This is a genomic window from Pseudomonas sp. MM211, assembly GCF_020386635.1.
Taxonomy (GTDB): domain Bacteria; phylum Pseudomonadota; class Gammaproteobacteria; order Pseudomonadales; family Pseudomonadaceae; genus Aquipseudomonas.
The window spans coordinates 1188277-1202247 of sequence record NZ_CP081942.1 but is presented as its reverse complement, the minus strand read 5'-3'; the positions used below and the strand labels follow the sequence as shown (position 1 = coordinate 1202247).

The 13971-nt window shown below is 63.1% G+C and carries 11 protein-coding genes; all 11 read right to left on the bottom strand.

The window, feature by feature from the left end; all coding sequences use genetic code 11:
• Positions 1-114: 114 nt before the first annotated feature.
• Positions 115-846, bottom strand: a complete 732-nt coding sequence (locus tag K5Q02_RS05345) for a carbonic anhydrase (RefSeq protein ID WP_225837144.1) — start codon at positions 844-846, stop codon at positions 115-117.
• A gap of 411 nt (positions 847-1257) precedes the next feature.
• Positions 1258-2922 carry a glucose-6-phosphate isomerase gene (pgi, locus tag K5Q02_RS05340; protein WP_225837143.1) on the bottom strand — a complete coding sequence of 555 codons (1665 nt, stop codon included), beginning with the start codon at positions 2920-2922 and terminating at the stop codon, positions 1258-1260.
• A gap of 101 nt (positions 2923-3023) precedes the next feature.
• A complete protein-coding gene (locus K5Q02_RS05335; protein ID WP_225837141.1) occupies positions 3024-3986 on the bottom strand; it encodes a carbohydrate kinase family protein in 963 nt (320 codons plus the stop codon).
• Between the two features lie 70 nt (positions 3987-4056).
• Positions 4057-5541, bottom strand: coding sequence for a xylulokinase (xylB, locus tag K5Q02_RS05330; RefSeq protein ID WP_225837140.1), 1485 nt, complete (start codon positions 5539-5541; stop codon positions 4057-4059).
• A 3-nt stretch (positions 5542-5544) separates the two neighbouring features.
• On the bottom strand, positions 5545-7020 hold the full coding sequence (locus K5Q02_RS05325) for a mannitol dehydrogenase family protein (RefSeq protein WP_225837138.1): 1476 nt from the start codon (positions 7018-7020) through the stop codon (positions 5545-5547).
• Between the two features lie 17 nt (positions 7021-7037).
• Complete coding sequence (locus K5Q02_RS05320; RefSeq protein WP_225837135.1) at positions 7038-8144, bottom strand: ABC transporter ATP-binding protein; 1107 nt, start codon at positions 8142-8144, stop codon at positions 7038-7040.
• 228 nt (positions 8145-8372) lie between these two features.
• On the bottom strand, positions 8373-9206 hold the full coding sequence (locus K5Q02_RS05315) for a carbohydrate ABC transporter permease (protein WP_225837133.1): 834 nt from the start codon (positions 9204-9206) through the stop codon (positions 8373-8375).
• 10 nt (positions 9207-9216) lie between these two features.
• The gene (locus K5Q02_RS05310; protein ID WP_225837131.1) at positions 9217-10143 is read right to left on the bottom strand and encodes a carbohydrate ABC transporter permease; all 927 of its coding nucleotides are present in this window, start codon (positions 10141-10143) and stop codon (positions 9217-9219) included.
• 107 nt (positions 10144-10250) lie between these two features.
• Positions 10251-11561, bottom strand: a complete 1311-nt coding sequence (locus K5Q02_RS05305) for an ABC transporter substrate-binding protein (RefSeq protein WP_225837129.1) — start codon at positions 11559-11561, stop codon at positions 10251-10253.
• 224 nt (positions 11562-11785) lie between these two features.
• Positions 11786-12691, bottom strand: coding sequence for a helix-turn-helix domain-containing protein (locus K5Q02_RS05300; RefSeq protein ID WP_225837127.1), 906 nt, complete (start codon positions 12689-12691; stop codon positions 11786-11788).
• A 344-nt stretch (positions 12692-13035) separates the two neighbouring features.
• The gene (locus K5Q02_RS05295) at positions 13036-13761 is read right to left on the bottom strand and encodes a carbonic anhydrase (RefSeq protein WP_225837125.1); all 726 of its coding nucleotides are present in this window, start codon (positions 13759-13761) and stop codon (positions 13036-13038) included.
• Positions 13762-13971: the final 210 nt, after the last annotated feature.

The window sequence follows — 13971 nt, the reverse complement described above, 5'->3', positions numbered from 1 at the left end:
GGGTCTGTCACCGTCATGAAACGACGGAGCAGACCCGAACACGGCTGTCGATTGTTGGCGGGGTTAACCCACGGGTCGATTCATGGCCACCGGGCGACGTCCTGTCGGGGTCGGCTAGGAAGCCAGGTAACGCGCCCGCGGGCTGGCGTTGGGAGCGGTTTCGCCATCGAGAGGCAGGAACTCGCCGCGCTCGGCGTCATAGGCCTTGATGGTGCAGTTCTCGATGTCGTAGACCCAGCCATGGATGAACAGCTGACCGCTGGCCAGGCGCGCCGCTACCGACGGGTGCGTGCGCAGGTGGTCAAGCTGGGCCACCACGTTCTCTTCGGTGAGCACGCCGAGCGTAGAGTGATCGGCGCAGCCGCAGTTGTCGGCCACCACGGTCTTGGCGACCTCGGCGTGGCGCAGCCAGGCCTTCACCGTCGGCATGCGCTCGATGGTGTCAGGCGCCAGCACCGCTTTCATGGCGCCGCAATCGGAATGCCCGCAGATGATGATGTGCTGGACGCCCAGGCCCATTACCGCGTACTCGATGGCGGTGGATACGCCCCCGTTCATCTGCCCGTACGGCGGTACCACGTTGCCGACGTTGCGGGTCACGAACAGCGAGCCAGGGTCGCTCTGGGTAATCAGTTCGGGAACGATGCGCGAGTCCGCGCAGGTGATGAACATGGCCTGCGGGCTCTGCTGGCGGGCCAGCTTGCTGAACAGTTCGCGCTGCTCGGGAAAGACTTCGGTGCGGAAACGCTGAAAGCCATCAAGCAGGGTCTGCAGGGCATCTTCCGCGGTCTGCTTGCCGGCTGCCGGGGGTGTGGCGGATCGGATGGAACGAATGCGCTCGCTCATGGTGCCTCCTGGTTTCAGTCGTGATATTGACTTGCCATCTGATGGCAGTTTGCAACATGACCAATCAGTCACATTGAAACCGAAGTTACCCATGAAGGCTTAAACCAACCTTAATCGCAAGAAAAGCGACTCAAATTGGTTGGCGATATGTAACTGCATGCCACTGAGCCGGGCTTACCCTCGCTCTACCACCAACTGCTCTAGCACGGGCCTTAAACCTATCCCATGTAAAAGCGTGCAGATGTCCGCAGTGTTACACCGAGCGGCCTTTGATCAGAAAAGTCATGGATGAGCAGAGCAAGGCCGGCCACGCACGGCCAGGCAAAACACTGATCAAAGGGAGAAATGCCGGGCGGCTTTTGCGCATATGGCTGCGCAAAAGCCGCTCCAGGCAAAGCTACTGCGGAACAATCAACCGCGGTGACGACCGCGGAAGAAGTCGATCAGGCCCTGGGTGGAGCCGTCTTCCGCACGCGCTTCTTCGCTGCCGACCATGCGCGAATAAACGCCCTTGCCAAGATCCTTGCCCAGCTCCACGCCCCACTGGTCGAAGGCGTTGTTGCCCCAGATAACGCTCTGCACGAACACCTTGTGCTCGTACATGGCGATCAGCGCGCCCAGGCGCCTTGGGCTGACGCGTTCCATGACCAGGGTGTTGCTCGGACGGTTGCCAGGGATCACCTTGTGCGGCGCCAGGCGCTGCACTTCTTCCTCGTTCACACCCTTGGCGCGCAGCTCTTCCTCGGCTTCCTCGCGAGACTTGCCGAGCATCAGTGCCTGGCTCTGCGACAGGCAGTTGGCGTACAGCCACTGCTGGTGGTCGGCGACCGGGTTGTAGCTGCTCACCGGCACGATGAAATCCGCCGGAATCAACTGAGTGCCCTGGTGCAGCAACTGGTGGTAGGCGTGCTGACCGTTACAGCCAACGCCGCCCCAGATCACCGGCCCGGTGGCGGTGGTGACCGGCTCGCCATCCTTGCGCACGCTCTTGCCGTTGGACTCCATGTCGAGCTGCTGCAGGTGCTTGGTGATGTTTCGCAGGTAGTGGTCGTACGGCAGGATGGCATGGCTTTGGGCGTTCCAGAAGTTGCCGTACCAGACGCCGAGCAGGGCCAGCAGCACCGGCATGTTCTCTTCGAACGGCGCGGTCTGGAAGTGCTCGTCCATGCGATAGGCACCGGACAACAGCTCCTTGAAGTTGGACATGCCGATGGACAGCGCGATCGGCAGACCGATGGCCGACCACAGCGAGTAGCGCCCGCCAACCCAGTCCCACATCGGGAAGATGTTCTCTTCACGAATGCCGAAGCCCACCGCCGCTTCGCGGTTGCTCGACACGGCGATGAAGTGACGATACAGCTCGGCCTCGGAGCCACCCTGAGCCAGGTACCAGCCGCGAGCGGCCTGGGCGTTCTTGAGGGTTTCCAGGGTGCCGAAGGACTTCGACGAGACGATGAACAGCGTGGTCTCGGCGCGCAGCTTGGCGGACAGTTCGTGGAATTCGCTACCGTCGATATTGGCCAGGTAGTGGCAGCGCACACCGCGCTGGGCGAAGGGCAGCAGCGCCTCGGAGACCAGTTGCGGGCCGAGGAAGGAGCCACCGATGCCGATGTTCACCACGTCGGTGATGGGCTTCTCGGTGTAACCGCGCCACAAGCCATCGTGGATGCGCCCGACCAGCTCGGTCATCTGCTGCAGCACGCGCTGCACCTCGGGGATGATGTCGACGCCATCGACCTGCACCTTGTCACCCAATGGGCGACGCAGCGCGGTATGCAGCGCCGGGCGCTTCTCGGTGTTGTTCAGCAGCTCGCCGTCGAACAGCGCGCGAATGCCCCGCTCCAGCCCCACTTCACGGGCCAGATTGACCAGCAGCTCGCGGGTCTCGGTATTGATCAGGTTCTTCGAGTAATCCAGAAACAGCCCGCAGCCGCTCAGGCTGAAGGTTTCGAAGCGCTGCGCATCCGCGGCGAAGGCCTGGCGCATGCTGAAACCGGCGAGGCGCTCACGATGGGCGACCAGGGCCTGCCAGCTCGGCAATTGCGTGACATCCAGCGATGATGAAAGGTACGGCATGAAGACTCCTTGGTTCGGGTCAGCCAGGCTGACCTCGCGAATTCAATTACATGCCGCATGGGTATCCGGCGTTGGCAAAATACTGCGCTGAAAATTGCCGACTACGCCTGGTGTCCCTCAACGGCCTGATAACGCTCCAGTTCATGGCGATACGGCAACTGCGGGCCAACCCGTGAACAGGTCAACGCCGCGGCCTGCACCGCAAAATCAAGCATCGCATCGAGCCTCTCACGAGACAACGCAGCAAGGGCAGTCGGGCTGTCCAGCCCATGCTGCACCAGGTAAGCAATGATCGCCGCCTGGAAGGTATCCCCCGCTCCCACCGTGTCACGCGTGACCACCTGGCGCGCCGGCACTGACCAGTGCCCATGCTGCCGGCTGAACACGCTCGCCCCTTCGCTGCCACGGGTCAGAAACACCACCTGGCAACGCTGGGCCAACCAGCGCTCGATGCTCGTCAGCGGCTCGATACCGGGATAGAGCAGCTCCAGGTCTTCCTCGCTGACCTTGATCAGATGCGCGTGGGCGGCAAAAGATTCAATTCGCTGGCGCCAGCGCTCGATATCCGGTGCAGGATTGAGACGTACGTTGGGATCCAGGGTGATCAGCCGGCGTTGGCTTTCGCGCTCGACCAGCGCCAGCAGGGTGTCGCCAACCGGCGGTACGACCAGCGAATAGGAGCCAACGTGCAGGCCGGTGACCTGCTCGTCCAGAGCGGGCAGATGCTCGGGGAGCAACTGTCGATCCGCGCAACCCTCGCCGCGAAACATGTACTGCGGCGAGCCCTTGGCATCCAGCGCGACCATGGCCATGGTGGTCGGCGCCTCGCTGGCGATCAGGTAACGATCGCTCACGCCCTCCTCCTCCAGCACCTTGCGTAGACGCTGACCGAGGTAATCGCTGGAAATACCGCCGAACAGGGCTGACTCCACGCCCAGCCGGCGCAGGCCGACCGCTACGTTGAACGGCGAACCACCGGCCAGGGCCTGGAAATTCAGCTCGCTGCTGCGCTCGCCAGGGTTGCAGAAGAAATCGAACAGGGCTTCGCCGCATACCAGGTACATGGAGTCTCCGCATCACAGAAGGCGCGCTCGCGCAGGGAAGAGCCGACGGCGAAGGGCCGCCGGAATGGATTCATTGCAGCTGTCGCACCTGCTCACGGTAGCGTTGATAGACGCCCTCGTAAGCCCGACTGCGCAGCGCGTCGGGTTGTGCGCTGCGGGTTTCATCCAGGGTCACGCAGCGCTCGCACAGGTCATCCAGGCTCAGCGCCTCGCCGTTGTCATGGCTCGCGCACCAGGCCGCCTGGATCGCCGCACCAAGGGCAGCCGCTTCGGTATGCTGCGGGCAGGCCACCGGCGCGCCCATGATATCGGCGACGATCTGCCGCCATGTGGTGCTCTTCGCGCCGCCACCGATCAGGCGGATGGCATCGCTGCGGATGCCGCTGTCGCGCAGCAGGTCGAGACCGTAGCGCAAGCCGAAGGTAGTGCCTTCCACCACCGCGCGACAGAGATTGGCGCGGGTCAGATTGTCAGTCGTCAGGCCATGCAGGCTGCCGCTGGCACGCGGTAGCGCCGGCACCCGTTCACCGTTGAGAAATGGCAGCATCAGCACGCCACCGGCGCCAATGGGCGCTTCGCCGACCAGCGCGCCGAAGGCCTCGATATCCAGCCCCAGCAATTCACGAATCGCACCGCTGGCGTTGGTCAGGTTCATGGTGCAGATCAACGGCAGCCAGCCACCGGATGACGAACAAAAAGTCGCCACCTGCGGATGCGGGCTGACCCGCGGCTGATCGGCGTAGGCGTATACCGTGCCGGATGTGCCGAGGCTCATGGTGATGGCGCCAGGGGCGATATTGCCTGTGCCGATGGCGCCCATCATGTTGTCGCCACCGCCGCTGGCCACCAGCGCCCTGGGGTTGAGGCCAAGGCGCTCGGCGATCTGCGGGCGAATCGGGCCGACGCAGCGATGCGATTCGATCAACTCCGGCAAGGCCCGCACCAGCGCGCCGCTCGGATCGATCAGCTCGAGCAGTTCGCTATCCCAGGCACGGTTGCGCACGTTGAAATAACCGCTGCCCGAGGCATCGCCGTACTCGGCGCAGAAACGTCCGGTCAGCCAGTAATTGAGGTAATCATGGGGCAGCAGGATGTGGGCGATACGGGCGAACACTTCAGGATGGTGATCACGGGTGCACAGCAGTTTCGACACCGTGTAGCCCGGCGCGATAGCCAGGCCAAGACGCTCGAGCGCACCGTTGTCACCGCCTAGAAAGTCCAGCAGATGAGCGTTTTCGGGCGCCGATTCGGTGTCGCACCACAGCTTGGCCGGGCGCAGCACCTCGCCCTTGGCATCGAGCAGCACCAGGCCATGCTGCTGCCCGGAGACGCCAATGCCGAGGATCTCGCGACCGGACACACCGGCCTGCTGCAACGCCCGCGCGGTGGCCAGCTCGAAGGCCTGCAGCCAATCGGCCGGCTCCTGCTCGCGGCGCCCGTTGGCGCCGCTGATCAGTTGGTGCGCCGCGCTGCCCTCGCCAAGCACCCGGCCACTGTGGATATCCAGCACCAGCGCCTTGGTACCCTGGGTGCCGCAATCGATGCCGAGGTACATGGCTCAATCACCCAACAGGGTCTGCAGGGTGCGTGTCACGCCGAGCTTGCGCAGGCTGTCGTAGCAGAGCTCGAAGGCCGTGACGAACGCCGCCGACTGCGGGATGGCCGTGCCGAAGATCACCTCGACGCCCAGCACGCGCTCACTGACCCGGTCGTCATCCTGTACCAGTGCCTGGCAGAACTCGGCACGCGGATCGGGGATGCGATAGCGGGTGCCTTTCTCGTCGACACCCTTGAGGTACAGCGCCCACGCGGCGACCACCAGCGCAGCGCGCTCCAGCGGCCGACCGTCCTCGATCAGCCGGTTGATGGTCGGCACGATGAACTTGGGAAACTTCGACGAGCCGTCCGAGCAGACGCGTTCGAGCTGATCGGCGATGGCCTGGTTGGAAAAGCGCTCGATCAGGGTGTCTTTGTAAGCCTCCAGATCGATACCCGGCACCGCCGCCAGTTGCGGGGTCACGTCGAGATCCATGAAGGTTCGCACATAGCGCTGGAACAGCGGATCGTTCATGGCTTCGTGAACGAAACGATAGCCCTTGAGGAAGCCCAGGTAGGTCAACGCCAGGTGGCTGCCGTTGAGCAGTTTGATCTTCATCTCCTCGTAGGGCGTGACGTCGTCGGTGAACTGCACGCCGACCTTTTCCCAGGCGGGGCGACCGCTGACGAACTTGTCTTCGAGCACCCACTGCAGGAACGGCTCGCAGACCACCGGCCAGGCATCCTCGACGCCATGGCGCTCGGCCAGCTGCTGGCGATGAGCGTCGCTGGTCATCGGTGTGATGCGGTCGACCATGGCATTGGGGAAGCTGACGTGGCTGTCGATCCAGGTCGCCAGCTCGTGGTCGGCCAGGTGGGCGAAAGCCAGCAGCGCCTTGCGGGTCACCGCGCCGTTGTGCGGCAGGTTATCGCAGGACATCAACGTGAATGCCGGCGTGCCGGCAGCGCGGCGCCTGGCCAGGGCGGCGCAGAGGAACCCGAAGACGCTGCGCGGTTCATCCGGGTGCGCCAGGTCATGCTGGATGTCCGGCAGATGGGCCATGAACTCGCCGCTGCTGTCGTCGATGCAGTAGCCGCCTTCGGTGATGGTCAGCGAGACGATACGAATCCCCGGGTCGGCCAGTTTGTCGATCAGCGCGGCCGGCGAATCCTCGGCCAGCAGCATGCCATTGATGGCACCGACCACACGGACTTCCAGACCGGGCTCATCACCCAGCACGAACATCGTGTAGAGGTGATCCTGCTCGGCCAGCGCCTGTTGCATGGCGCGGTCCTCGCGGCGCAGGCCAACGCCACAGATGCCCCAGTTCAGGGCTTCGCCACGGTTGAGCAGCGCTTCGGTGTAGATCGCCTGGTGAGCGCGGTGGAAGCCGCCGACGCCGATGTGGGCGATGCCCTGGCGCACGTCCGCCGGATCGTAGGCCGGTACGTCGACCTCGGCGGCCAGTGATGCGAGATTCTTGCGGGTCAGTTTCATGGGGTCATTCCTGCGCTTCAGGCGGCCTGGCCAGCCTGGATGCGTTTGTCGATGGCCAGGCCATCGGCGTTGAAGAGGTGGCAGTGGGCCGGATCGAAATCCAGTGCCAGAGGCTCGCCATAGGCCGGGGAGAAATCACCGCGTACACGCACGGTGAGCATTTCATCGCCCACCCGGACATGGCAGAAGGTGTCGCTGCCCAGACGCTCGCTGACGTCCGCCGTCGCCTGCAATCGGCCCTGGCCGGCAGGCACCACGTTGAGATGCTCGGGGCGGATACCCAGGGTGACCTGGCTGCCGCTCGCCAGGCCAGTGCCTGCCAGCGGCAGATCCAGCGTGGATGCGCCTTCCAGGCGGATCTGGCACAGCCCGGCATCGACGCGCTCGACCTGGCCGCGCAGGAAGCCCATCTTCGGCGTGCCGAGAAAGCCTGCGACGAACAGGTTGTCCGGGTGGTTGTAGAGCTCCAGCGGTGAACCGACCTGCTCCACGCGGCCGCCGTTGAGCACGACGACCTTATCGGCCAACGTCATGGCCTCGACCTGATCGTGGGTCACGTAGATCATCGTCGCCTTCAGCTCCTTGTGCAGGCGCGCCAGTTCCAGGCGGGTCTGCACGCGCAGGGCGGCATCGAGGTTGGACAGTGGCTCGTCGAACAGGAAGATCTTCGGATTGCGCACGATGGCGCGGCCGATCGCCACGCGCTGGCGCTGGCCGCCGGAGAGCTGCTTGGGCTTGCGCTCGAGCAGGGCTTCCAGCTCAAGGATGCGCGCTGCGTTGGCGACCTTCTCCTGCACTTCCTGCTTGCCCACCCGAGCGAGATCGAGGGCGAAGGACAGGTTCTTGCGCACGGTCATATGCGGATACAGGGCGTAGGTTTGGAACACCATCGCCAGGTCGCGCTTGGCTGGCGCGGTGTCGGTGATATCGGTGCCATCGAGGGTGATCGTCCCGCTGGACACTTCCTCCAGCCCGGCGATCAGCCGCAGCAGCGTGGACTTGCCGCAGCCGGACGGGCCGACGAAGACCACGAACTCGCGGTTCTCGATATCCAGGTCGATGCCCTTGATGATCGCCGTGCCGTCGAAGCCTTTCTTCAGGTTGCGGATTTTCAAATCAGCCATAGCGGGCTCCAGTCTTATTCTTCGATTATTTACAGACGCTGCAATTCTGCTTCTGCCCATCGGGCGTAGGAGCCCGGCTTGCCGGCGATCTGCTGGGCACCAGCAGCAAAAACTCCCTCGACCGTGACAGCAAGACTGCGTCTATCAGAGCTGCTGCCGGTTCCCGGCAGATCGCGAGCAAGCGCGCTCCTACGGCCTACGGCCAGAATCAAACACATAACGGCGCCCTCACTTCACCGCGCCGAACGACAGGCCGCGCACCAGCTGCTTCTGGCTGATCCAGCCGAAGATCAGGATGGGCGCACAGGCAAGCGTCGAAACGGCGGAAAGCTTGGCCCAGAACAGGCCTTCGGGACTGGAATAGGACGCCACCAGCGCGGTCAGTGGCGCCGCCGCGGAGCTGGTCAGGTTGAGCGACCAGAAGGCCTCGTTCCAGCACAGGATCAACGACAGCAGCATGGTCGAGGCCAGGCCGCCGCGGGCGATGGGCAGCAGCACGCGGACGATCTCCTGCCAGGTGGTGGCCCCATCCAGGCGCGCCGCTTCAAGGATCTCCACGGGGATGTCCTTGAAGTAGGTGTACACCATCCACACCACGATCGGCAGGTTGATCAGGGTGTAGATGACGATCAGCGCGATACGCGAATCGAGCAGGCCGAACTGCTTGGCCAGCAGGTAGATCGGCACCAGCACACCGACCGGCGGCAGCATCTTGGTCGAGAGCATCCACAGCAGCGTGCCTTTGGTGCGCTTGGTCTCGAAGAACGCCATCGAGTAGGCCGCTGGCACCGCGATCAGCATGCACAGCAGGGTCGCCGAGAAGGAGATCAGCACCGAGTTCCAGGCGAAGCTGAAGTAGTTGCTGCGCTCGTTGATGTGCAGGTAGTTCTCCAGCGTCGGCGTGAAGATGAACTGCGGCGGCGTGGCGAAGGCGTCGAGTTCGGTCTTCAGGCTGGTCAGCACCATCCAGAAGATCGGAAAGAAGATCAACGCGGCGATGGCCCAGGACAGGGTGCCGATGATCAGGCTCTGCAGGCGACGGGATTGCTTGAGCGTCAACATGTCAGGGCCCTCACTGCTTATCGGTCAGGTTTTTGCCGATCATGCGAATCAGCACGATGGCGGCGATATTGGCGATGACCACGGCGATCAGCCCGCCGGCGGAGGCCATGCCCACGTCGAACTGCAGCAGCGCCTGGGTGTAGATCAGGTAAGCGAGGTTGGTGGACTCATAACCCGGCCCGCCGCCGGTGGTGGTGTAGATCTCGGCGAATACGGAGAGCAGGAAGATGGTTTCGATCATCACCACCACGGCAATCGGTCGCGCCAGATGCGGCAGGGTCAGGTGCCAGAAAATGGCCAGCGGTCCGGCACCGTCTAGGCGCGCAGCTTCCTTCTGCTCCTGGTCGAGCGACTGCATGGCAGTCATCAGGATGAGAATGGCGAACGGCAGCCACTGCCAGGACACGATGAGGATGATCGAGAACAGCGGGTGGTGCGCCAGCCAGTCAACCGGCTGAGCGCCGAAGAACTGCCAGACCGCAGCGAGAATCCCCGAAACCGGATGGAAGATCAGGTTCTTCCACATCAACGCACTGACCGTCGGCATGATGAAAAACGGCGAGATCAGTAACACCCGCACGATACCCCGGCCAAAGAATTCACTGGCCTCCAGCAGCGCGGAAATCAGCACGCCGAACACCACGCTGATCAGCAGCACGCTGCCCACCAGCAACAGGGTGTTGCCCGCGCCAGACAGGAACGCGGCGTCGGTGACGAAGTACTCGAAGTTCTCCAGCCCGACGAAATCGTTCTCGCCGGGGTACAGCAGGTTGTAGCGGATCAGCGAGAAATAAACGGTCATGCCCAGGGGCACGATCATCCAGATCAGCAGCAGGATGACCGAGGGGCTGACCAGAAACCAGCCGGGCGCCAGGCGTCGCGACTTACGCGGCGCCGGCTCGCGGGCCTGCTCTGCAGGATTTTCGATGGTGTTCATCGTGTCTCCGAAAGACGGTTCTACAGCGGATTGATCGTTCCCACGTCGAGGCGTCGAAGCGTCCCGACATACGTTCCCACGCAGAGCGTGGGAACGATCGCGGCCCGCTACTTCGGATACCCGGCGCGCTTCATTTCCCGTTCGGTGCTCTGCTGTGCTGCCTGCAGGGCCTGATCAGGTTTCATCTGCCCGGTAAGCGCGGCGGCGAACAGCTTCCCGACACTGGTGCCGATGGCCTGGAACTCGGGAATGGTCACCAGCTGGATGCCCACGTAAGGCACGGGCTTGGCGCTGGGGTTGGCCGGGTCGGCCTTCTTCAGCGAGTCGAGGGTGACCTTGGCGAACGGCGCCGCCTTCATGTAGGCATCGCTGTAGGTCGAAGCGCGGGTGCCTGGCGGCACATTGGCTACGCCATCCTTCTCGGCGACCAGCTGGCCGTAGGCCTTGGAGGTGGCCCAGGCGCTGAAGGTCTTGGCAGCTTCTTTGGACTTGGAGCTGGTGGGGATCGCCAGCGCCCAGGAGTACAACCACGAAGCGCCCTTGTCGGTGACCTGGGTCGGCGCGAAGGTGAAGCCCACCGAATCGGCGACCTTGCTCTGCGACTTGTCGGTGACGAACGAGCCGGCCACGCTGGCATCGACCCACATCGCGCACTTGCCGCTGTTGAACAGCGCCAGGTTCTCGTTGAAACCGTTGCTCGACGCGCCCGGCGGGCCGTACTTGTTCATGGTGTCGACGTAGAAATTCAGCGCGTTCTTCCACTCGCTGCCGGTGAATTCAGGCTTCCACTGCTCATCGAACCAGCGCGCGCCGTAGGCATTGGCCACGGTGGTGATCAGCGCCATGTTCTCGCCCCAGCCGGCCTTGCCGCGCAGGCAGATACCGTACTGGCCCTTGTCGGGCTGGTGCAGCTTGCTGGCGAACTCGGCCATCTGATCCCAGGTCGGCTGTTCGGGCATCTTCAACCCGGCCTGCTCGAAGAGGTCAGTGCGGTAGTAGGTGATGGATGCTTCGGCGTAGAACGGCAGGGCATAGAGCTGGCCCTTGGCCGAGAGGCCTTCACGCACGGAGGGGAATACGTCATCGAGGGCGTAGTCGGCGGGCAGATCGGTCATCGGCTCCAGCCAGCCCTTCTCGCCCCACAGCGCCGCTTCGTACATGCCGATGGTCAGCACGTCGAACTGGCCACCCTGGGTGGCGATGTCGGTGGTCAGCCGCTGACGCAGCACGTTCTCTTCGAGTACCACCCACTTGAGCTTGATGTCGGGGTTCTGTTCTTCGAAGGTTTTCGCCAAGCGTTGCATGCGAATCATGTCGCTGTTGTTGACCGTGGCGATGGTCACGGTCTCGGCGGCCTGCGCGCCAACGGTGAGCGACAGGCATGAAGCGGCTACCAATACTTTGATCGTGTGGTTCATGGTCTTGAACTCCTCTCCCTGGCCGATTGAGCCTCGGGAGACATTATTGTTTTTGTGGGCCGACCCGGATTACACCCCTACGACCGAGCGCGGACAACGCCTCGACTGCACTGCAACCGATACTTTTTTGCACTCATCAGGTAACGGGCAGCAGTCATCAAATGAAGCAGAAAGGCTCAAGCGCGAGCCTTTCGACATCTTTCCGGTGAATGAGAGCGGCGGAATCAGTACAGGTTTTGCTCGGTAACCCGCTGCGTACCCAGCCTGCGATAGCCGCTGGGCGTCATACCCTTGAGCTGCTGGAAGCGCCGGTTGAAGTTGGAAATGTTGTTGAAGCCCGATTCGAAACACACCTGGGTCACCGGCTTGTCGCTCTGGGTCAGCAGCTCGCAGGACTTGCTCACCCGCATGCGATTGACGAACTCGACGAAACCACGCCCGGTGGCCTGCTTGAAGAAACGCGAGAAATAGGTGGGCGTCATGCCCAGGTACTCGGCCACTTCTTCCTGGGTCAGCTCTTGAGCGTAGTGCTGGAAGATGTAATCCACCGCGCGGTTGATGCGCTCGACGTGATGCTCGTCAGCCAGCTGCGCAGCGGTTCTGTCCGACAGCAACTGGTAGTCGTCGCAGGCGGCGAGCAGCTCCATGAGAATGAAGAAATTGCCCAGCCGGGTCATGCCCTGGGAATCGGCGATACGCTGCAGCAGCTGGCGTGCCTCGGCGATGGTGCGCTCGCAGCGGAACTCGATGCCGTAATGGGCACGGCTGAGCAGCGGCTGCAGATCCTTGAGTTCGGCGAATACCGCAGTGCCGCTTTCCAGCACCTCGTCGGTGAAGTTGACCAGCATGTCGCGCTCGGCCACCGCCTCGCCCACACCCATCTGGCTGATCCAGTTGTGCGGCAGGTTGGGGCCGGTAAGAAACAGGGTATCGGGGGAGAAATTGCCGATGTAGTCGCCGATGAACACCTTGCCGGAACTGGCAACGATCAGGTGCAGCTCGTATTCCTTGTGGAAATGCCAACGCACCAGCGGGCTGGGGAAGCCGTGCTGGCGATAGATCAACGAATGACCTTCGTGGTCATCCATCAACTCATAGGACGGGTCGAGCGTTCTTTGCGTTCGGGACATGGCTCGGCAGCCTGCTCTTGTTCTTGTCGAAACAGTTATCGACTAGAGACCCTAGCACAGACCGATGGGTTCGCTGACTGACCTCGCCGCGAGAACCCGGTCACACCCACGCCCTGCTCACCCACGCTGAGATCGCAAAGCGGTGAGCTGACATCGTGCGATCCACCGTGGGAGCGGGCCACGCCCGCGATTCGCGCGCATGGCGCGCTCCCACACAGACGCAGGGTGGCTCAGGGCGCGTAGCTGACGCTCTTTTCATCCACCATCGCGGTCAGGAAGCGGTGGGCTGACGTTACGCGATCCATTGCAGGAGCGGGCCACGCGCCCAACCAAAGCGAGCAGACTCAGCCCTGTGGATAACGAGCGCGCGGCGTCGCCATCGGCAGCGGGCCATCGCCGATCTGGCGGAACTCACCGGTTTCGGAGTCGTACGCCTTGATCTGGCAGCTTTCGATGTCGTACACCCAGCCGTGGATGAACAGCTGCCCGGCGGCGAGGCGCGAGGCTACCGACGGGTGGGTACGCAGGTGGTCGAGCTGGGCCACCACGTTCTCTTCGGTGAGCACGCCAAGAGTGGTGTGATCGGCGCAACCGCAGTTGTCGGCAACGACCGTCTTGGCGACTTCGGCGTGGCGCAGCCAGGCTTTTACCGTGGGCATGCGCTCCAGGGTTGCCGGGTCGAGCACCGCTTTCATCGCGCCGCAATCGGAGTGACCGCAGACGATGATGTGCTGGACGCCCAATGCCGCCACGGCATATTCGATGGCGGTGGAAACGCCGCCGTTCATCTGCCCATAGGGCGGCACGACGTTACCGACGTTACGGGTCACGAACAGATCGCCCGGCTCGCTCTGGGTGATCAGCTCGGGAACGATGCGCGAATCGGCGCAGGTGATGAACATGGCACGCGGCGACTGAGCGTGGGCCAGCTTCTTGAACAGCGCCTGCTGCTGCGGGAAGACATCCTGGCGAAAGCGCAAGAAGCCATCGACCAGATGATCCAGCGCTTCGGCGGCGGAAGCGGCGTTTTTCTCGGATTTGCCATCGGCAGAACGACGATTACCAGGCATAGCGTTACCTCGTTTACGGATGGGGGCGAAGCCTATGACAGTGCACAAGCTTCCCAGTCGGCAGGGTTGCCGACAAGTGGTCGAAGGCTTGGACTGTGCCAGGATGATTCAAGGCACGTCTGGGTGACAAATCTCCGCCCGGCGGGTGAGTGCAAGCATCCCTTCAGCCAGTTTTTGTCCGCAAACCTTGCCCTGGGTATCGCTTCGCTC